This window comes from Chloroflexus sp. MS-CIW-1 (assembly GCF_030444705.1).
Taxonomy (GTDB): Bacteria; Chloroflexota; Chloroflexia; order Chloroflexales; family Chloroflexaceae; genus Chloroflexus.
On sequence record NZ_JAUBWR010000001.1, the window covers coordinates 677267 to 697783 of the forward strand.

General features: G+C 54.0%; 18 protein-coding genes. 12 read left to right on the forward strand and 6 right to left on the reverse strand.

Annotated features, from left to right (window positions below; translation table 11 throughout):
* Positions 1–2 precede the first annotated feature (2 nt).
* The 5 genes from QTO31_RS02690 to QTO31_RS02710 form a co-directional block, all read right to left on the reverse strand.
* A complete protein-coding gene (locus QTO31_RS02690; RefSeq protein WP_301428010.1) occupies positions 3–1067 on the reverse strand; it encodes a carbohydrate ABC transporter permease in 1065 nt (354 codons plus the stop codon).
* On the reverse strand, positions 1067–2056 hold the full coding sequence (locus tag QTO31_RS02695; protein WP_301428011.1) for a carbohydrate ABC transporter permease: 990 nt from the start codon (positions 2054–2056) through the stop codon (positions 1067–1069). Before QTO31_RS02695 ends, QTO31_RS02690 begins: the two co-directional genes overlap by 1 nt.
* Positions 2057–2131: 75 nt before the next feature.
* Complete coding sequence (locus QTO31_RS02700) at positions 2132–3616, reverse strand: ABC transporter substrate-binding protein (protein WP_301428012.1); 1485 nt, start codon at positions 3614–3616, stop codon at positions 2132–2134.
* Positions 3617–3768: 152 nt separating this feature from the next.
* A complete protein-coding gene (locus QTO31_RS02705) occupies positions 3769–4788 on the reverse strand; it encodes a LacI family DNA-binding transcriptional regulator (protein WP_301428013.1) in 1020 nt (339 codons plus the stop codon).
* 629 nt (positions 4789–5417) lie between these two features.
* Positions 5418–6551 carry a glycosyltransferase family 4 protein gene (locus QTO31_RS02710; protein WP_301428014.1) on the reverse strand — a complete coding sequence of 378 codons (1134 nt, stop codon included), beginning with the start codon at positions 6549–6551 and terminating at the stop codon, positions 5418–5420.
* A 308-nt stretch (positions 6552–6859) separates the two neighbouring features.
* Between QTO31_RS02710 and QTO31_RS02715 the strand changes: the two genes are divergently transcribed.
* The 10 genes from QTO31_RS02715 to QTO31_RS02760 all read left to right on the forward strand — a co-directional run bounded on the left by QTO31_RS02715 (position 6860) and on the right by QTO31_RS02760 (position 15884).
* Entirely contained in the window at positions 6860–7165 is a 306-nt protein-coding gene (locus QTO31_RS02715) for a hypothetical protein (RefSeq protein WP_301428015.1), read from the forward strand.
* On the forward strand, positions 7162–8082 hold the full coding sequence (locus tag QTO31_RS02720) for a cytochrome c biogenesis CcdA family protein (protein ID WP_031458017.1): 921 nt from the start codon (positions 7162–7164) through the stop codon (positions 8080–8082). The genes QTO31_RS02715 and QTO31_RS02720 overlap by 4 nt, the downstream gene beginning before the upstream one ends.
* Positions 8083–8088: 6 nt before the next feature.
* On the forward strand, positions 8089–8529 hold the full coding sequence (locus QTO31_RS02725; protein ID WP_031458018.1) for an NUDIX hydrolase: 441 nt from the start codon (positions 8089–8091) through the stop codon (positions 8527–8529).
* A gap of 95 nt (positions 8530–8624) precedes the next feature.
* Positions 8625–8795 (forward strand): hypothetical protein, encoded by a 171-nt coding sequence (locus QTO31_RS02730; protein ID WP_160173270.1) that lies wholly within the window; start codon positions 8625–8627, stop codon positions 8793–8795.
* A 189-nt stretch (positions 8796–8984) separates the two neighbouring features.
* Positions 8985–10547: a trigger factor gene (locus QTO31_RS02735; RefSeq protein ID WP_301428016.1), complete on the forward strand. Its 1563-nt coding sequence runs from the start codon at positions 8985–8987 to the stop codon at positions 10545–10547.
* A gap of 10 nt (positions 10548–10557) precedes the next feature.
* Positions 10558–11223 (forward strand): ATP-dependent Clp protease proteolytic subunit, encoded by a 666-nt coding sequence (locus QTO31_RS02740; protein WP_031459368.1) that lies wholly within the window; start codon positions 10558–10560, stop codon positions 11221–11223.
* A gap of 56 nt (positions 11224–11279) precedes the next feature.
* Positions 11280–12569, forward strand: coding sequence for an ATP-dependent Clp protease ATP-binding subunit ClpX (clpX, locus tag QTO31_RS02745; RefSeq protein ID WP_301428017.1), 1290 nt, complete (start codon positions 11280–11282; stop codon positions 12567–12569).
* Between the two features lie 102 nt (positions 12570–12671).
* Positions 12672–13409, forward strand: coding sequence for a response regulator transcription factor (locus QTO31_RS02750; protein WP_031459370.1), 738 nt, complete (start codon positions 12672–12674; stop codon positions 13407–13409).
* 303 nt (positions 13410–13712) lie between these two features.
* Entirely contained in the window at positions 13713–14342 is a 630-nt protein-coding gene (gene upp, locus QTO31_RS02755; RefSeq protein WP_031459371.1) for a uracil phosphoribosyltransferase, read from the forward strand.
* Positions 14343–14768: 426 nt separating this feature from the next.
* Positions 14769–15884: a glycosyltransferase family 4 protein gene (locus QTO31_RS02760; protein ID WP_031459372.1), complete on the forward strand. Its 1116-nt coding sequence runs from the start codon at positions 14769–14771 to the stop codon at positions 15882–15884.
* An 11-nt stretch (positions 15885–15895) separates the two neighbouring features.
* Here the strand turns inward: QTO31_RS02760 and QTO31_RS02765 are convergent, their stop codons facing one another.
* The gene (locus tag QTO31_RS02765) at positions 15896–17329 is read right to left on the reverse strand and encodes a cyclic nucleotide-binding domain-containing protein (protein ID WP_301428018.1); all 1434 of its coding nucleotides are present in this window, start codon (positions 17327–17329) and stop codon (positions 15896–15898) included.
* A 115-nt stretch (positions 17330–17444) separates the two neighbouring features.
* Here QTO31_RS02765 and QTO31_RS02770 point away from each other — a divergent pair, with 115 nt between their 5' ends.
* Both QTO31_RS02770 and proB read left to right on the forward strand, forming a co-directional pair.
* Entirely contained in the window at positions 17445–19232 is a 1788-nt protein-coding gene (locus tag QTO31_RS02770) for an aldehyde ferredoxin oxidoreductase family protein (RefSeq protein WP_301428019.1), read from the forward strand.
* Positions 19233–19351: 119 nt separating this feature from the next.
* The gene (gene proB, locus QTO31_RS02775) at positions 19352–20458 is read left to right on the forward strand and encodes a glutamate 5-kinase (protein ID WP_031459375.1); all 1107 of its coding nucleotides are present in this window, start codon (positions 19352–19354) and stop codon (positions 20456–20458) included.
* The last annotated feature ends 59 nt before the right edge of the window (positions 20459–20517 follow it).

Here is a 20517-nt window from a genome sequence, read left to right on the forward strand (position 1 = left end):
GCCTACTTCTCAAGATTACTGATCACGACCCCTTCAAGGAAAATGCGCTGGGCAAAGAAGAAGACAATAATCGGGATGACCGCCGAGATCAATGATGCAGCCTGGATGAGATTGGTTGACTGTGAATACAGATTGTTAAACGCGGTGAGGCCAACTGTGATAGGGAACTTATCAGGATGACCGGCCAGATAAATTAACGGTCCAAAGAAATCATTCCAGGCCCAGAAGAAATGGAAGAGGGCAACTGCCGTGAGCGCCGGGCGTGACATTGGTAGAATGATTGAGTAGAAAATACGCAACGGACTGGCGCCATCGATCATCGCCGCTTCTTCAAGGTCACGTGGGATCGAGAGGAAGAATTGACGGAGCAAGAAAACATTTGTACCCCAAGAGAAAAAGGCCGGTACAATCAGCGGTAGCCAGGTTCCTACCCATCCGATCTGGAGGAAGACGAAATAGGTAGGAATAAGGGTGACTGCACCGGGCAAAATAACGGTTGAGAGCATAATCATAAAGAGGATTTGCTTCCCCGGAATACGGAAGCGAGCAAACCCGTAGGCAACCAGGGCTGCCGATAATACAGCGCCAAAGGTTGTGATCCCGGTATAGGTGATGGTATTGCGGAGCAGATTGGGAAAATTGATGGTATTCCAGGCCCGCTCGAAGTTGCTCCACTGAATATCAAGGACCCAGGTTCGTTCTAATTGACGCCACTGGCCCTGCCACTCAATCGGGCCGGCTGCCGGATTTTCAGGATCGAGAAAGAGGCTGCTCTGTCGCCCAGGACGGTACAGGGCCAGTTCGCGCAGCTCGCCATCGATCGGCACAAGGTATACATCGTAGCGTTTCCCTTCGTACTCGAAGGTCTTTTTAGTGGCTGGCCACCACGGTGCACCGGTTTCAGCGATCTGATTATCAGTCTTCACCGCGGTCGTGATCCCGTACACCATCGGAATGAGAAAGAGACCAAGCACGAACAGAGTGAGTCCGGTAAGAACGATCCGGGCAATCATCGTGCGAGCACTCTTTGACAGGGTGCGCATCGGGGCGCGTTGGGCGTGTACCATCACCGTTCCTCCGTCGTGTAAAAGACCCAATAACGTGCAGTACCGAAAAGCACAATGGTAATGATCATGGCAATGATCAGCATTAACCAGGCTAGTGTCGCTCCGTATCCCATGCTGAAGAAGGTGAATGATTGCTTATAGAAGTAGACCATGAAGAAGCGAGTCATACCTTCGGGGAAGCCGGTGCCGTTATTAAGCACAAAAGGAGCGAGGAAATATTGTAACGAGCCGATGACTCCCAGCACCAGTTGATAGAAAATGACCGGCGTTAGGAGCGGAATGGTAATGAAGATCAACCGTTGCAACCAATTGGCGCCATCAATTTCGGCGGCTTCATACAACTCTTTCGGTATCCCCTGGAGTCCGGCCAGGAAAATAATCATTGCGTTCCCAACCCCCCATAGCCCGAACAAGGTGTACGCATAGTAGACCAGATTGGGGTCAGCCAGCCAGCGAAGCCCTTGGGTGCCGGTAGCGCGAATCCCGGTTAATCGTTCGATGATGACGTTAATCCAACCGGTCTGTTCATTCAGAACACCATTCCAGATCAGAACAGTCGCGACCAGCGGGATCATCGTCGGCATATAAAAGAGAGTACGGTAGATGCTGCGGCCGAGAACGTTTTCAGAATTGAGCAGAATAGCCAGGAAGAGCGCAAAAAGGAGTGAGATCGGCAGTGAAATAGCGGCAAAGTGGATGGTACGGCGCAATGAACGCCATACTTCTGCATCTTGAAACAGTGCCCGTTGCCAGTTCGCAAAACCAATGAATCGCGCCTGATCGGGTATTGCCGGGTTAAAATCGTAGAGCGAAAAGCCGAAGGAGGCGATCATCGGCAGCAGATAGAAGGCCAGAAATCCGATGATCCATGGACTGATGAACATCAAACCCCAGCGCATCTCTTTCTTTTCGAGTTGGCTTAGTTTGCGGCGTTTTGCTTTACCGATACTACTACGCAGTGCGCCACTCAGATCGGGAACGATTGCCATAGTAACCCCTTCCTGAACGAACCATCGGTCCTGTCATCGGTGGAGGACCGATGGTTCTACTAGTGATCGTGTGAACTACTTCGCCGCGTCAAAGATTTTTTGCAGATCGGCTTTGAGTTTCGCTACTTCGGCCTCAAAATCGGCATCTGGAGTGTTGGCAAGGTAGTTCCAGAACTCGTTGTAGCGGTCGGTTGTCTCTTGGAAACTAGGCATCCAGCTCTCGTGGTTGGGGTTATCGGCGTATTTCATTGCTTCTACCACGACATCCCAGTTGATGTCGGTCTTATTGGGGAAGCTCGTTTTGTTGTATTCCTGGAAATAGTTGGGCTGGAGTGAGAGCCGGGCTGGCATGCCACCGTAGATAGTCAGGAGTTCGCTGGCATGCTCGGCGCTGAGCATATGGCTCAGAACCTCGAACGCAGCATCGGGGTAGGGGCATCCTTTCAGGATACCAAAGGTGTCGGCGTGCATTTTCGCCGTGATAGTGCCGTTGTAGCTTGGTGTGGCTGCCAGATTCCAGTCGAAATCGACATTACCCAGTGCCCACGGCGCGACATACCACATATGGATGTGGATCATCGCCAGATTACCCGATGAGAACGGACCACCCGGACCTTGCAGGAAATCAGCACCACCGTAAGGACCATTAGGAATAAACCAGTCTTTCCACCAACCATCGTAAGTCCACTTCCACGCCGCTTTCCAGTGATCAGGAATCTGAGCATTCCCCTTCTCATCCACCAGTGAGCCAGGGCCGAAGAAGGTTCCGATCCCACGTGGGTCAGTCCACTGGTTCATCCAGCCGAACTGCACAATCTTCTGGGGATCAAAATTTGGAGATGTCGCATCATTACCGTTGGCATCAACGGTCAGCTTCTTCGCGAGTTCGGTGAGGGTCTCGATATTCCACTCGTGTTCGACACCATTCTCATCAACCCAGGGCGCACCATGCTCGGCTGGCGGGTACGGTAATCCTGCCTCGTCAAACAGGTCTTTGTTGTAGATGATAAATGAAGGGAAGATGGCAAACGGAATACCGAGCTGACCTTCTTCCTTTACCTGATAGAACTTGATCAGGTTTGGATCGAAATCACTCAGATCGTAGTTGTACTTATCGATCAGTGGTTGAAGATCGAGCCAGGCGCCTTTAAAGCTGTCACGTCCCCGGATACCAACTGGTCCGACGACACATGGTGCGTTACCGGCAGCAATCTGGGTAGCCAGGGTGTCGAAGGCAACGTTGTTGTCAACGATCTCGATGACCAGTTCAATCTTATCCTGACTGGCGTTGAATCGTTCGACGAACGCATTCTGGGCCGGGATGGCACCTTCGTCAGAACCGGCGCCAAGGCCAACAAACCAGCGTATCTTCGTGCGACTGCTCGCGGCAGATTGGGTTGGAGCAGAAGCCTGAGTAGGAGCAACGGCCTGGGTTGGTTCACTTGCTGGAGCGGTCGTAGGTTGAGCCGATGGTGTTGACGGGCTGCTCCCACAAGCCGCATTGAGAACCGCGGCCAGCATAAGCATGATACTGACGAACAATAATTTGAACGACTTCATTTGGTTTCCTCCTGTGGAAGTTGTTACGCCGTCGTGCTTTTGATAGAGTTAAAGCTGCATATCCGAACAGTGTGCCTTAACCGGCTTGCTTTCGCCGTCGTGAAATTGGTATAAAGCAGATCAATCAAAAACCTGCTTACCTACACCTCCTTTCAAGGTTGCTTATGGCAACTCTCACGAATAACCAGTTCGGTGGGTAGAATCACGCGCTGAACCGTCGGTTCAGCAGGAGGGTTAAGCAGATAGTCAAGTAACAGACAGGCCGCTGTCTGCCCCAATTTTGCAATCGGCTGCCGCACTGTTGTAAGGGCTGGCATCATCGCTGCCGCGAGTGGAATATCGTCAAATCCGGCCAGGGCAACGTCATTCGGTACTGTCAAACCGGCCGCCCTTAATGCCCTGAGCGCGCCAAGCGCCATCATGTCGCTAGCTGCAAAAACAGCGTCGGGACGCGGATCAAACCGTAAGAGCGTATTCATCGCGATATATCCACTCTCCTCACTAAAATTGCCCTCGATCACCAGTTCGGGCTGAACTGAGATGCCAGCAGCCGTTAAAGCATCGCAATAGCCCACATAGCGTTCACGGCCAGCGATGATATTCATCGGTCCGGTAATGGTGGCAATCCGACGATACCCACAATGAATGAGATGTTCAACAACCATCCGTGCCCCGTGGCGATTATCAACATCGACGTAGGGGATACCCGGATGCGATATGATCCGACCAATCGAGACTACCGGAATTGTTTCTTGCTGGAGCCACTGCAAAAGGAATTGATCTTCGACGGCTGAGGCAATAATGGCACCATCGAGAAAACCGCGCCGACCGATATGCAGATAGGGGTGATTACCGGTGCTCGTTGCCAGTTCCAGCATCATCGCAAATTGTCGCTCGTTACAGGTATGAGCGATTCCCTCGATCAAGAGCGGAAAGTAGGGATCGGCGAAGAGGGTGTGAATTGGCTGCGGAATAATGATCCCTATCACCTGCGAGCGACGAATGGCCAAGGATCGTGCTGTATGGTTGGGTTGATAGTTGGTTTCGCGAATAGCCTGCCAGACTCGTTCACGCACTGCCGGGTTGACGTGCGGATGATGGTTGAGTACGCGCGATGCGGTGGATCGCGATACTCCTGCCCGACGGGCAATTTCATCAAGGGTGATATTCATAGGAGCCATCACTTACTGGGAACGCTTCCAACTACGTCTATAGTACAAAAGAGCAAGGTTGCTGACTTTCAAAAAAGCGCGAAACACTTGTACAAAACCGTGAAAGCGCTTTCAGCTATTGATGAAAACGAGGCGGTATTGTTGTTGCATAGCCGGGATGTATCGTGCATTTGATGTTTTCCCAGCATGAAGACTGTCACGTTGATGTGAGCGTGTCTGAATATGTCCTTTCCGAGGGCTGTTTGCTGCCACTCTCATTCATCGCTGGCAGTTCACACTGCTGCCAGGAGAATGATGCTGCGCATTGATCATCTCATTGCACTGGCAAGGACGGCTTCCAACCTGTCCGCATGGTGTGCTGATACGACACATGATTATTTCCGGTTATGCACCGCCGGATGCGGGCCAGAGGCCCGCGCACCCAGAGAACAACGTAGGTTAGCGGTATAAGGGAGAATGGTGATTTTGCACCAATGAATAGATCACCGTGGCGGGATACGACACGGCGTGCGCTGATTCTACCTGTTCACTTCAGGCAGTAGGGTTTATAGGGGAACAATGCAGGGTGAACCGATATAGTTAACCATGTTCACACAGAGGATGGTATCGCCCTGAAACCGCATCACCGTTCAACCTCTGGTCTTACGCCGACTGCTGCGACGGCAGACCTGAGCGTAATACCCCATCAGTTCGTTCATCACCCGCGGCCACGAACGCTGCTCGGCGATGGTCCGACCTGCCATCCCCTGCACCAATCGCTGATCGTCATTCGCCAGCAATTCGCGGAGACGGGCGCGCAAATCGGAGGCGACACCAGGGGCGAAGAGGTAGCCGTTCTGTCCGTGTTGTATCAGGTCAATCGCACCACCGGCACGAGCGGCAATGACCGGTAACGCCGATGCCATAGCTTCTTGAATAACCTGCCCAAACGTGTCGGTGTCAGAGGGAAACAAAAACACATCGGCGCTCGCATACGCTGTTGCCAGGTCGTTGCCTTTGAGATAGCCAGTAAAGTGAACCGGTAGACCGGCACAACGACGTTGTAGCTCGGTGCGAAACGGCCCATCGCCAACAAAGACCAGGCGGACATCTGGGATGCCACGAATCGCCTCCGGTAGCAGATCGATCCGCTTTTCAGCGGCCAGCCGTCCTACGTAAAGCAGGATGCGCTCACCAGGTCGGGCACCAACTGCTGCCCGCCACGCTTCGCTCCGATACCGTGGGTGGAACCGTTCAGTATCGACACCTCGTCCCCAGATTCGTAAACGGCGGAAACCGGCTGAACGCAGTACCCGCAGCGTAAAACTGGAAGGACACAGATTGATCCGGCAGCGATTGTGAATCCAGCGTAACCAGGCGTTGACCCCATGTTGGAGAAAGCCAAGACTGTAGTGCCGACTGTAGGCGCCGAAATCGGTGTGATAGGAAGCAATCAACGGTAGACCAAGGCGGCGGACGATGCCGGGCACAATTGCACCTAGCACTACCGGGCCAACCAGATGAACCAGTTCAGGTTGGAACTGACGGAGCCGGGCCGTTAACCCTGGTTGAGGCGGGGTTACCTTTACTTCAGGGTAGAGCGGTAATGGCATCCCGCTGAGTGGGACAATCTCGGCCCCAGCGTAGCTCGTCGGCGCACCCTGGGGGGCAAACAAGAGCGCTTCATGACCCTGCTGTTGCAAATATTCCAGCAAATGACAGAGAGTGGTCGTTACCCCATTGACATCAGGGAGAAAGGTCTCGCATACCAGTGCCACACGCATTGTTCCCGACTCCTGACGAGATGCGACTGTTCTACATCATTACTCAGCATAGGCTATTGATATTAAGCAGGTATGCATGGAACATTAAGTGTTGTCTAACGTTTGGTTGTGTGATGTTGTATTGAGCGGGTATAAGGGTATAATGGTATAGTGATAAAAAGCATAGCAGCATAGCGATGTGGAATTGACCAATCGGTACGATGGCAGAACACATCTATCCCAAATGTGGTAGGAGGAAGCGACGAGGAAGAACCTGACGTTCTCACTATCGCTTGCTTCGCGAAGATATGTGCGAGAGGTGTGCAGGTATGATCGACACCGCAACGTCTAGCCGCGATGCCTGCTATCAGCGGTTGCAAAACCTCTTTTCACCAGGAGAACTGGTTTGGATCGAGTCGGAAGAGTATAACAACGAAGGTATGTTCTGGCGGGTAACCTTACTGTACCGGAATACATCTGGAAGATGGGAGCGACGGCGCTATCGGTATGACGTGCTTAGCGCAGCCCTGTTCTTTATGGGAGCAACACCGGTTAGCGACGAGGAAGCAGCGCGCATTCGGCGCACTGCTCCTCGCCTGGTCACAGGCCATTCACAACCAGCGAGGATTGTATGACCCTTCACCCGATTGACCCACCACGCCGCTTTGGGAAGCGCAGCCTGATCACCTTTGCAGTGATTGGTGTGCTGGCGATCCTGGTCCTGCTCGCCTTGAGCTTAGATGCCGGTGAGCAGACCCGCTTTCTCACCGGTAGCGGCAGCGTTGTTGTTCTGGCACTACCGGCATTCCTGGCCGGTGTGCTCAGTTTTCTGTCGCCGTGTACCCTTCCCATCCTGCCAGCCTACTTCGCGTTCACCTTTCAGGCCAGCAGTCAGAAACGAGCGCGGATCGCAATGATGGGTATTGCCTTTTTCCTTGGCCTGGCGACAACTATGACTCTCCTCGGCGCCAGCGCGACTGCTCTGAGCGGCCTGCTCTTTGCCAACCGGAGTACCCTTACCTTTTGGGGCGGCTTGATTATTATCGGCTTTGGCATTATGGGAATGCTGGGTAAAGGTTTCGCCGGGCCACAACTGCAAGAGCGTCCGGCTGCTACGTTTGCCGGTTCGTACCTCTTCGGCGCCACGTTCGCACTGGGGTGGACGGCCTGCGTCGGCCCGATTTTGGGTGCGCTGCTGACCCTGCTGGCCGCAACCAGTGATGTTGCCATTCTTCAAGGCGCTGTGCTGGCCTTCATCTATTCGCTGGGGTTAGGGTTACCCCTGATTGTCATTGCCACCTTCTTCCATCGCCTGGGAACCGGATCGCGATTCTGGCGTTTTCTGCGCGGACGCGGCTTTACCGTGAAGGTCTTCGGGCATGAACTGTTTCTTCACACGACTAGCCTTGCCAGTGGTACACTGATGGTTGCAATGGGAATACTGCTGGCAAGTGGACGCTTAGAGTGGATTTCGCAGCAGGCAAATGCTACACCGATGGCCCAATGGTGGGTAGAGATTGAAGCCACCATTGGCCGTCTCTTCGGACTATGAGGGAATATGACCGACACACCAATCCGCGCCGCCGGTTGCATTGTACTGTCCCGCGATCAGATGGGACGACCTCTGGTGTTATTAATCCAAGATCAGCAAGGCGTATGGACATTGCCGAAAGGTCACATTGATGAAGGTGAAGCCGATGAACAGGCAGCCGTCAGAGAGGTCAGCGAAGAGACTGGTATTCACTGTACGATTGCCGAACGGCTTGAACAGATCACGTATCCGATCTACCGCCGTGGGCATTGGCGTGACAAGCAGGTGACTTTTTTCCTGGCCAGCGCAGCGCCCGAACCACCAACTCCGGCTCTGGCTGAAGGTATTCGAGATGCGGCCTGGGTACCCCTTGACGAAGCGAGCAAGAAGGTGGGATACCGCCAAATTCGTACCCTTATTCAACGGGTAGCACGCCGATTAGGTCTCGACCGATATAGCGCACCGTAAGCGGATATACTGCTAAAAATCCTGGCGCTTGTCAACGTTTTACGCTGCTCTGGTGAGAAAGAGAGAAGAGTGGTAAGTGAAATGAGCACAGCAGTATGCGCCGAAGCGGTAACTTTCCTGTTTCGATAGTGATCTGCTGCCAGATTCTCGTTGGTGCGCCGATTGCACCTGTCACCGCTATTGCAGAGGTGGTTTCCACCCCAGAAGTGCTAAATGACCACACGACGCGGGCCAATGGATTAGGGATCACTATCAGCACGTGCTGACATGCTTCGGTATCGCTCCATCCAAGACTGAAGACGCTGAAAATCCCTAAAACTCCTAATACCCCTTCGCATCTCGTGGATAGACGTGCTATAATGCAACATACGGCGCACCAGTATATGCGTGCGTCTTTGGTGAGGCAAACAGGCATTCCTTGTTGCCCAAAGTAGCAGTGTGTTAAGGATACTACCGTGAAAATTACTACTGAGAAATTACCAAAGAGTCTGATCTCATTGAAGATTGAAATCGACCGGGATCAGTTCGAACGAGGGCTTGATCAGGCGGCGCGCCGCCTGTCGCAGAAGTTTCCCATCCATGGCTTTCGTCCCGGTAAAGCGCCTCGTTTTATTATTGAACGCACCTTCGGGCGAGCAGCGTTGATCGAAGAAGCCACAGAACAGTTGATCAACAGCGCCTACAAGAAGGCTATTCAACAAGAAAAGATTGAAGTCGTTGGCCCGCCGACACTCGAACGAATCGACTCCATCGAGCCATTTATCTTCACCGTCAACGTACCGGTGCCACCGACTGTTACTCTCGGCGATTACCGCAAGATTCGCATACCGCTCGTAGTAGAACCGGTGACTGAGCAGATGCTCAAGAATGCCCTGGAAGATACATTCGATGAGCATACGACGCTCCAGGAACTCGATGAACCACGACCGGCACAGCGTGGCGACCAGGTAGAATTACGGTTACGCATGAGAGTAGCGGGCACCGATACCGAAACATCAGCGGAAACCGAGGAATCTTCCACTGCCGCTACCGAAACGTTGGCAGAAGCGGCGGAAGCGACGAGCGAAGCCGATCAGAACAACAACGCTGACGATAATCAATCGCAGTGGCGTGAAGAGATTGTGGTTCTCGAACCCCATCGTCTCTCCAACGAGCTTTACAATGGCCTGGTGGGGATGAACATTGGCGAAAAGAAGACCATCGTCGCGGTAGTTCCTGACGATCATCCCAACGAGTCGTCGCGCGGGAAAAAGATCATCTACGACGTTGAGTTAATCGGTATTAAGCATCGGATTGTACCATCGCAGGAAGAATTACTCGCGCTTGAGAATTTTAATGGTACGTTCGACGAGTTTCAGCAGTTCGTTAGATCAGAGCTTGAGGAACACCAGCTACGCCGTGCTGAGCAAGAACAGCTTAACGCTTTTATCGAACAATTGGTCGAGCAATCGACGTTCGACATCCCAGATGTGATCGTCCGGGATGTGGCCGAGTCGATGCTCGAGGAGCAAGGCCAACAGTTTGCGCGCTTCGGTATTACAATCGATAATGTCCTGCAATATCGGGGTATGACCCGTGATCAGGCAATTGAAGAACTGCTACCGGAAGCAGAGAAGCAGGTAAAGGTGAATCTTGCTCTGGCTGAAGTGATTAAGCAAGAAAAGATCACGGTCAGCCCCGAAGAAATTGAAGCCGAGATTAAGGAGCTGCTGGAACGCTACGACGAGCAACAACGACCACAACTTGAGAAGTCGCTGCGTGGTCAGTTACTCTCGTCAGTCGCGAGTATGGTGATTGATAAGAAGCTGCGCGCACGTATAAAGGCCATTGCAAGCGGTGAGCTCGATGAAGAGGCTGCTTCACCGGTTGTTGCCGACGATGCGCCAGAAACACATACAACCAGCACAACTCACGACGAATCGGCGGCAGGCGCCGATGCATCTGCTGGTGCCGATAGCGGCTCAGCAGTGGAAGCGACCGCTCCTGGCGAACCGGTTAGTCGTTCAACTACTGAATGAGGAGTTTGTTATGAATTGGTCAACACGCTACACCCACGAATGGCGTAGTATGCCGAGTCCGGAATGGCTCTCACAACGACCAGAACTGTTGATTCCTATGGTCGTCGAGAGTACCAGCCGAGGTGAACGGGCTTTCGATATCTATTCACGCCTGTTGAAAGAGCGGATTGTCATTCTGGGAACACCCATTGACGATCAGATTGCTAATTTGATTGTCGCCCAACTGCTCTTCCTTGAGAGTGAAGACCCAGATCGTGACATCTGGCTCTATATCAACAGCCCCGGTGGATCGGTTACAGCCGGTCTCGGTATCTACGATACCATGCACCATATTCGACCTGACGTTGCAACAGTTTGTGTCGGGATGGCCGGTAGTATGGCAACACCGATCTTGGCCGGTGGCGCGAAGGGGAAACGGTACAGCCTTCCCCACTCAACGATCCACATGCATCCAGCAGGTGGTGGCGCACGTGGCTACGCGCCCGATGTGGAAATCATGGCTCGTGAGCTTCTCCGCCTCCAACAACTAGTGCGTGAGCTGCTGGCCAAAGATACCGGCCAGCCTATTGAACGGATCGCAAAGGACTTCGACCGCGATCTGTTTATGACGCCTGAACAGGCGAAAGAGTACGGTATTATTGATGAAATCCTCATCCGCGAGGATGGAAAGAAGTAATGACGTATCGGGTGAGAGCGGTTTCTGCTCTCACCCGCCCGTCTGGAGAATTTCCCATGAGCCGAACCCGCAATCCTGGTCGTGATCCGTATGCCTGCTCGTTCTGTGGGCGCGGACAGGATGAAGTGCAACGGCTGATCGCTGGTCCCGGCAATGTATTCATTTGTGATGAATGCGTTGCCCTGTGCAGCGCTATCATTGCCGAAGAGAGCGATCAGAAGACATCAAGCGCCCGACGCACCCCACCCCCTGGCCCGTCTCGTCTGCCAACGCCGCGAAAATTGCGTGAAAAGCTTGATCAATATGTGATCGGGCAGGATCGGGCTAAGATAGCGCTATCCGTTGCCGTCTATAATCATTACAAACGTGTGCGGTCTGGCGCCCGAATCGACGATGTTGAGATTAGCAAAAGTAACATCCTGTTGATCGGGCCAACCGGTAGTGGGAAAACGCTGCTGGCGCAAACGATGGCGCGCATCCTCGATGTCCCATTTGCCATTGCCGATGCTACCGCCCTCACCGAAGCCGGGTATGTGGGTGAAGATGTAGAAAATATTTTGTTACGCCTGATCCAGGCCGCCGACGGTGATGTTGAACGGGCGCAGACAGGGATTATCTATATCGATGAGATTGATAAGATTGCCCGCAAGTCTGATAATCCTTCGATTACCCGCGATGTCTCTGGTGAAGGTGTACAGCAGGCTCTGCTGAAAATCCTCGAGGGTGGGGTTGCCCATGTGCCCCCCTTGCCCGGTCGTAAGCACCCTCAACAGGAGTACATTCCGTTTGATACGACGAATGTGCTCTTCATCTGCGGTGGCGCCTTTGAGGGTATTACCAATATTATCGCCAAACGGCTACGTGGCAAGCAGTTGATGGGCTTTGGGAGTAATCCGATTAATCCGGTTGAGGATGAGGGCGCACTGCTGGCGCAGATCACACCCGATGATCTCATGCGCTTTGGGTTTATCCCTGAGTTTGTTGGGCGCTTGCCGGTGATCGTGGCGCTTGATCCGCTAAACCGCGAAGCGATGCTGCGTATTCTGACCGAACCACGAAACGCGATTATCAAGCAGTATCAGAAGTTGTTTGCCCTCGATCACTGCGAGTTGGAGTTTACTCCCGATAGTCTGGAAGCAATTGTAGATCGGGCGATGTCAGCCCGTACCGGTGCACGTGCCCTCCGTAGCATTGTGGAAGAAATACTGCTGGAAGTGATGTACGAGTTGCCATCGCAAGAACACATTGGGCGCTGTATCATTAATGCTGAAGTTGTACAGGGACGCGGACGACCCATTCTGGTGCCGCGAGCCGAATATCGTCGTCGACTCGATGAAGCAGTATGAAGTGCTGTGCGGTGCGGCAATAGCAGTTATGCTCGATTGCCGCTTCAGTTTCTGATGTGCAAGTGACCGGAACATCGGTTTTACATGCGGTATTGAAAGCCTATGCCACTTTTTCATCGCACATCTCAACGTGCCGCCGATCAACCACCGCCGAAGCGTCGGATACTGGTTGCCGATGACGATCCTGCTATCGGGCGCCTGATCCAGACTGCACTTCCGACCCAACAGTATGAGACAAAGGTGGTGGCGAATGGTTTGGCAGCGCTTGAAGCCTTTGAACGCGAATCCTTCGACCTGATCTTCCTCGATGTGATGATGCCATTCGTCGATGGTTTTGAAGCCTGTGAACGGATTCGAGCTAAAAGTGATGTGCCAATCGTGATTATCACCGCACGCGATGGTACTGACGATATTGTGCATGGTTTTCGCCGTGGGGCCGATGAGTATATTACCAAACCGTTCAAAGTAGCCGAATTCGTGGCTCGCGTTGAAGCTATCTTGCGCCGCGTCGATATGCAAAAAGCGCGAACGGCGCCTACGTTTGTGCAGGTAGGCGAGTTGACCATTGACGCTGTCGCTCATAAGGTTACGATTCGCGGGAAGGATGTTAAGTTGACACCGATGGAGTTTGAACTTCTGTATTTTCTGGCTGCTAATGCCGGTCAGGTGTTTACCCGCGAAGTGCTCTTCCGTGAAGTCTGGGGCTACGAGTACGTTGGTGAAACGAATCTGGTCGATGTCTGTGTCCGTCGTCTGCGCGAAAAAGTGGAAATTGAGCCGTCGAAACCAAAAATTATTATTACTGTCCGTGGTGTAGGGTATAAGCTCGAACAAGTGTAACACCGCGTCGCCGGATAGAACGATAAACGGATCGCGGAGAGGGTTGGGGCCTACGGCGCAATCGACCGGAGCGAGTATCAAACGTGCTCCAGAATATGCAGATACGGCTGGTGATGGTTTGTGCCAGCTCATCTTGCAACGCATGCACGGGCCTCAACGCCGTTGGCAATGATACGTTCGGTTAGGCGTTGTTATCACTGATCTGGGTTAGAGCAAATCTGCTATGATGCAGATTCAAGCGTTCTCGTCCAACGCCCGATGGTATAAGCGATTGGCTCACACACCCAGGCAGGAAAACAAAATATGTCATCACAAGTCTTTGTCTCACGCCATCCACTCATCCAGCACAAGCTGGCGCTTTTGCGAAGCAAATGGACTGAACCGAAGAAGTTTCGCGAATTGGTGCGCGAAATTGCGCAACTGCTGTTCTACGAAGCTACTCAGGATTTGGCGCTGGCCCCATTGACGGTTGAAACCCCGCTGGCAACCTGTGCTGGCTACGAAGTTGCCGAGCGAATCGGCATCATTCCCATTCTCCGCGCCGGTTTGGGAATGGCAGAAGCGATTGTAGACATCTTACCGACGGTTCATGTCTGGCACCTTGGTCTTTATCGCGACCACGAGACATTGCAGCCGGTCACGTATTACAACAAGTTGCCGAGCAAGCCAGACATCGATCTAACAATTATTGTTGATCCGATGCTGGCAACCGGTGGTTCAGCAGTGGCGGCAGTAGATATTCTGAAACGGTGGGGGGCACAACGGATCAAGTTTCTGGGATTGATCGCAGCCCCAGAAGGAGTACGGGCGCTTACCGGCGCACACCCCGATGTGGCCATTCACCTGGCAGCCATCGACAGCCATCTCAACGAGCGAGGGTACATTGTGCCCGGTTTAGGCGATGCCGGTGATCGCCAGTTTGGAACCGGCTAAGAGCCTTTCCGAATAATCGTATCGTCACGTCTATATCGAATGAACCTGGTCAGCAGGGGCGAGGCGATGTCTTGCCCCTGCTGGTGTCCACGACGATATTCATAGAGCGCCTCTCCGACCTATCCTATCGCAGCAGCAGATCGGTCAGGGCATAGCACTGCTGCGCCCGTACACCGGAGCGGCATCCGGTGCACCGCTATCCGCCGAGACGATGGTCACGGGATGCGTGTCATGGTGGCGTTGCGGGATGGGCAGCATGGGCACGGTCGCTGCGCCGAGTGGCGGGGTAGGTGCATTAGTATCCGACTTTTCACCAAAATCTGATATGATTGCCTGCACATCGCCACACGGGTTGCGAACCAAGCCGTATGGCGGATACGAATAGTCTTTTTTTCGAGCAAGGCTTTCGAGCAGCGCAGGACTATCATGGTCACAATCTTCGCCATTGCCAGTATTCCACTGATCGCCTTTACGATTACCGCCATCCTCGTTCCGCCGCTGATTCGTTTAGCGCGCCAGGAGGGATGGGTAGCGCATCCTGGCCCACGCCATGTCCATCGTGAACCAACACCGGTCGTTGGTGGGCTGGCTATGATCGCTGGTCTGGTAGGCGCTCTTGTGGTGAGTCTTGGCGTTGAAGCTATCGATCCTGTGCTGCGCCGTTCGCCGTTTGAACATCTGCGGATCGGCTTGCTCCTCTTGGGCATTGCGCCGATTGCACTGATCAGTTTTCTTGACGATCTCTACGATCTGCCCGCTCTACCCCGCCTGGGGGTGCACATTGTGGCTGCTCTGATCGCCGTCGGCCCGTATGCCTGGGATCAAACACTCTACCCCGATGCGTTAGGGCACCCTACTGAAGCGCGGGGGATTATTCTGACCGCATTTAATTTTCCTTTCGTCAACCAGATTCACCTGCACAACCTCAGTCCGTGGCTGGCGATTGCCGCCACGGTGTTCTGGATCGTTGGCATCCAAAATATGGTGAACTGGATCGATGGTCTTGATGGACTGGCCGCCGGGGTAACCTGCATTGCGGGAATAGTGCTTGCCATTCACACCTTAACGCTCGATCCACCACAATTGACGGTTGCCCTCTTGCCGCTGGCGCTGAGCGGTGTTTGCGCAGCATTTCTGCTATACAATACGCATCCGGCCCGCATCTTTATGGGTGATGTTGGCGCGATGACAATTGGCTATACACTGGGTATCTGCGCGATTATTGGGGGTGCCAAACTTGCGACCGCACTCTTGGTGATGGGGGTACCGCTGGTTGATATGGCGTGGTTGATCCTCTCACGCACGTTGCACGGTCGGTCGGCTGCCCAAGCCGGACGCGACCATTTGCACCACCGTTTGCTCGATCTGGGATTGAGTCAACGTCAAGTGGTCGGCTGTTACTACGGGCTAAGCATCACATTTGGGGCAATTGGTATCTTCGATTTCTTTACGCCCTTGTTCAAGTTGATCGCCTTGCTCGTCCTGGCCGGATCGATCTTCACTGTTCTCTTGCTCTTACAACCTGACCGTAGACGCCGGTAAATCGGTCTTCTTCACAAGGGCACGACATCTTCAACTGGCATTAGACGCAGGTTTCCGATAGGACAGGCCTGCACACAAGCTAGATCAGAATGGCCAAAGCACAGATCGCACTTATCGGCACGGTGCGTCACACCGATAGGCGTCAGCGGAATAGACGGACGTAGCCGCTGCTGCAAGCGGCGGAAGAGTTGCCATAACGGGCCGCTGGCATGAGGACGAAGGGGCACTGACTGCACAGCATCGTATGGACAAGCGCTTACGCATTCACCGCAGCCGGTACAACGCGCAGTAATACGCAACACGCCGGTATCCACCCGTTCGATGGCGTCTTCCGGGCAGGCTTCAACGCACTCGGCGCCAACGCTACACTGCCGACAGTGATCGAGAACATCAAAGCGATCAATGGGTGTGCCATTCAGATGAAGTCGGGTATGACCATGGCGGGCAGCACAGCCGGTTTCACACAAGCGGCAACCGGGTGGACAGCGGGCCGGATCACGAACCAGCACGTGAGTTGCGCGCAGCACCCCACGATTCACTGCCAGTTCGATGTCACGAACACGCGCCGCATCGCTTCGTACCGCAGCTAAATGCTTCAAACGGCGATCGGCAATTGTCCGTAACTCAGCTTCAAGGGTTGGATACTGCCGAATCAGACGATAAAAATCCGTGCCCGGTAAGACCAACAGATCGGTCGTGGTCAGGGTACGGGCATTAGCTCGATGGGTACCGCCGGTCAGTAATGAAATCTCACCAAAAAGATCGCCTTCACTCAGGCTGGCAATCGTTTGCCCACTCTGTTCGATAATCACCTGACCGCTCTCGATCAGGTAGAGTGAGTCGGCAGGTTCACCCTGCTTGACCACCAGCGTCCCACGCGGTACATGGCGTGGCTGCAACCGGGATGCGATTTCTATGCGTTCGAGCGGGAGCAACTGACTTAGAACAGGAATACGGGCCAGCGTTGCATCGATCATGCGGCGCCGATACACCTGGCGGAGAGCCGTGGTGAGTAGGGGTAATGTTGCCAGCTCGTCACGCAGAGCGGCAATCTCGATTTGTAAGAGATAGCAGACCGACTGGGTCAGGGCACTCATATGGCGAAAGAACTTCCCGAAGAGTGGCCCCTCGCCAAAGCAATCACCCTGTCCTAATACTCCCATTAACACTTCGTGCCCATCTTTGTCACGCAATCGCAACTGCAATGAGCCACGCAACAAAAAAAAGAGGTAGCGAAAGCCACGTCGCTGACCGATTACTGTCGCTCCAGCGGGAAAAGCGCGAAAGACACCTCGTTCGTACAAAACAGCCAGCTCGGTGGGTGAAACGCCGCGCAGACAGTCGAGCGCGGCTAATGCGGCGATTGCAGCTTGCCGACGTTCTTGCAGATGTGCAGTACGCGCCTGATCCAGATGATTGCGCCTGGGGCGTTTTAATGACGACATAGGCAGCTCTGCGGTACAATACAGAGTGAGGGTAAAGCATCTCTATTGTACCATACAGATCGCCTAAGAGCAGTATAATAGAACGGCGAAAATCGCACCCATACAGGATAATCGCATGCCGTTGCGTAGTCTTACTATTGATCTTGCTCGTGGCCATGCGCGCCAGACCTTACCCAACGAAGTCGAACGCGACTATCTGGGTGGGCGAGGGGTTATTGCGTGGTTACTCTGGTATCAGCTTGAACCGGACACACCGCCACTTTCGGCAGATAATCTGCTCATCTTTGCTGCCGGTCCTCTGGCCGGTAGCAGTGCCTTTGCGACCGGCGGCTTTACGGTTGGTACACGTTCGCCGTTAACCGGCGGAATTAGTTACGGTTGGGCGCCGGGGCATTGGGGAGCAGCGCTGCGCCGGAATGGAATTGATGTTTTGATTATTCGCGGCGAAGCGCCTGATTGGTGTTACCTGTTCATCGATGGCGATACCGTGCGCCTGCGTTCGGCCCGCCATCTGATTGGGCGCGACACCGTTGTGACGACGGCCACGCTCAGTAACGAACTAGGTAGCGATATACGGGTATTGGCGCTTGGCCCTGCCGGTGAGGCTGGAGTGGCGTATGCTAGTATCGTTGCCGAGGGGCAGTATCTGGTTGAACCTGCCGGAACCGGTGCCGTGATGGCCGATAAAAAGCTCAAGGCCATTGTCGTGCGGGATCGATCACCTCTGCCAGCCGTTGATCCTGCGCGTATGCAAAGTGTCCTTCAATCGATCCAGCAGCGCGGTGAACAACATCCGACCGCAAATGCTATTCGGGCAATCGGCAGCGCCGGTCTGCTGCCGGCTGCTATCAAATTAGGGGCACTTACCAGTCGCGATGCACGCACACCGGCTGATGGGGTCGCGATCGCCCGTATGTTTAGCGAGATCGCTCGCCGTGGTGGTAGACACGAACGGGGTTGTGCGCATTGCCCGCTGCCCTGTTATATCGATTTACGGACCAGAAGTGGAGAAACCCACCCGCTTCCCAGTCTCGAACTGATTGCCGGCTTTGCTGCCCGTGTCGGTATTACCGATGCCGATGCGATGTTGGCTATTGCCGATCGTTGTCTCCGATTGGGTATTGATCCGGCATCTGCCGCAGCCGCCATCACTTTTATGACCGAGGCCCAAGACGAAGGTCTTGTGCGTCAACGCACGCTGAACTGGGGAGACAGTGCAGCGGTGATTGCCGCTCTCGACCGAATGAGTCAGCGGCAAGAGAAGCGTGATATTCTCTCACTTGGCGTAGGCGAGATGCAAGAGGCCGTGTGGGGTTCATCAGCGTTTGCGCCGCAGGTGAAGGGACTGGCAATGCCAGCGCTCGATCCGCGGGCATTAACTGAAATCGGGCTGGCAATGGCGACCAGTCCGATAGGAGGTGACTATCGCTACGCGATGACGTTTGAAGAGCTGGTCGCAGAACCTCCAGCCTGGCTGCCGCCACCGGCCAGTGGGCCACGAGAGAGTGAAGGAAAAGCGTTACGTTTAATCTGGCACGAACGGTTTGCCGCCGCACTTGATGCCAGTGGTTTCTGTCGGCGGATGGGCCTGATGGCCTATCAGATCACGCCAGGCGAACTTATTGCCTTACTCGGTGCAGTCAGCGGGCGTACCGTTTCGGGGGCCGATCTGGTTCGTATTGGCGAGCGAATTGTCACGCTTGACCGTCTGTTTACTCGTCGTTATGCTAGTAACAGTCAGGATACACTGCCCGAGCGCTACCTGCGTGAACCACTGAGCAGTGGCCCAACTGCCGGTCATACCCCGCCATTAGACTCGCTCCTGGCCGAGTATTATGCACGCCACGGCTGGGATTCGGCAGGTGATCCCACGTCGGCACGGCTGGCCGAGTTGGGGATATAGTTATACCCTCTCCTGGCTCTCCCTGCCAGAGAGATCGGGCCAGCCGCTAGGGAGAGAATACCACACGAACCCTTCCGCAAGCAGGGTTAGCCAAAGGGTGATATACAACCTGGTGTGATATGAGCAGATTCGTGGTCAAACTAGGAACCAGTGTCTTGACAGCCGGGACTGACCGACTTCATCGACCATATTTTGTCGAATTAGCCAGACAAATTGCACGCCTGAAGGAGAGCGGTCACGAGGTAGTACTCGTCTCATCAGGGGCAGTTGCTGCCGGCAAGGAGCGGCTCGGTGTCAGCCCGCAGCAGCGCAGCACTATTCCGATGAAGCAGGTTTTTGCTGCGGTTGGTCAGAGCCGTTTGATGCATCTTTACGAACAGATTTTTGAATTGTACGGGTTGCAAGTAGCACAGGCATTACTCACCCGTGATGATCTCCGCGACCGACGCCGTTACCTTAATGCTCGTAATACGCTTACCCTCTGTCTCGCGCAGGGTATCGTACCGATTATCAATGAAAATGATGCGGTGGCGACGGCTGAAATTCGAGTTGGCGACAATGATAATCTCTCGGCGCTTGTCGCCGGTTTAATAGATGCCGACCTGCTCTTGATTCTGACCGATATTGCCGGCTTGTACAGCGCCGATCCACGCAGCGATCCGCATGCCGAATTGTTACGTGAAGTACCGGTGATCGACGAACGAGTCTGGGCGATGGCAGGCGGGAGTGGCACGCACCGCGGGACGGGAGGAATGCAGACCAAGATTCAGGCCGCCGAGCTGGCAACGCGATCTGGCGTAGCTGTGGTCATTGCAGCCGGGCATGAACCTGATGTTATCGTGCGCGTCGCCAGTGGTGAACGAATTGGCACCTTCTTCCCGGCTACAACTAGCCATCCCGATGCTCGACAGCGCTGGATTTTAGCCGAAACCGTTCGCCATTCACGGATTGTCGTTGATGAGGGAGCAGCAACAGCTCTCGTTCACCATGGGAAAAGCCTGCTTGCCGCCGGTATTCGTGATATTGGCGGCGAATTTGAACGCGGTCAGACGGTACGCATCTTTACCCAGGATGGCCGCGAGATCGCACGTGGTCTTACTCAATATCGATCAAGCGATCTTCACTTGATTGCCGGTCTTCGCTCATCACAAATCGTTGGCGTTTTGGGGTACGATTACGGTCCAGAGGTTGTTCATCGCGACGACATGGTTGTATTGACCGGATAACAACCGGGTCGCCCCATCAATGAGAAGCGGTTATTGGCGTGATGTCTGCAAGCGCGACA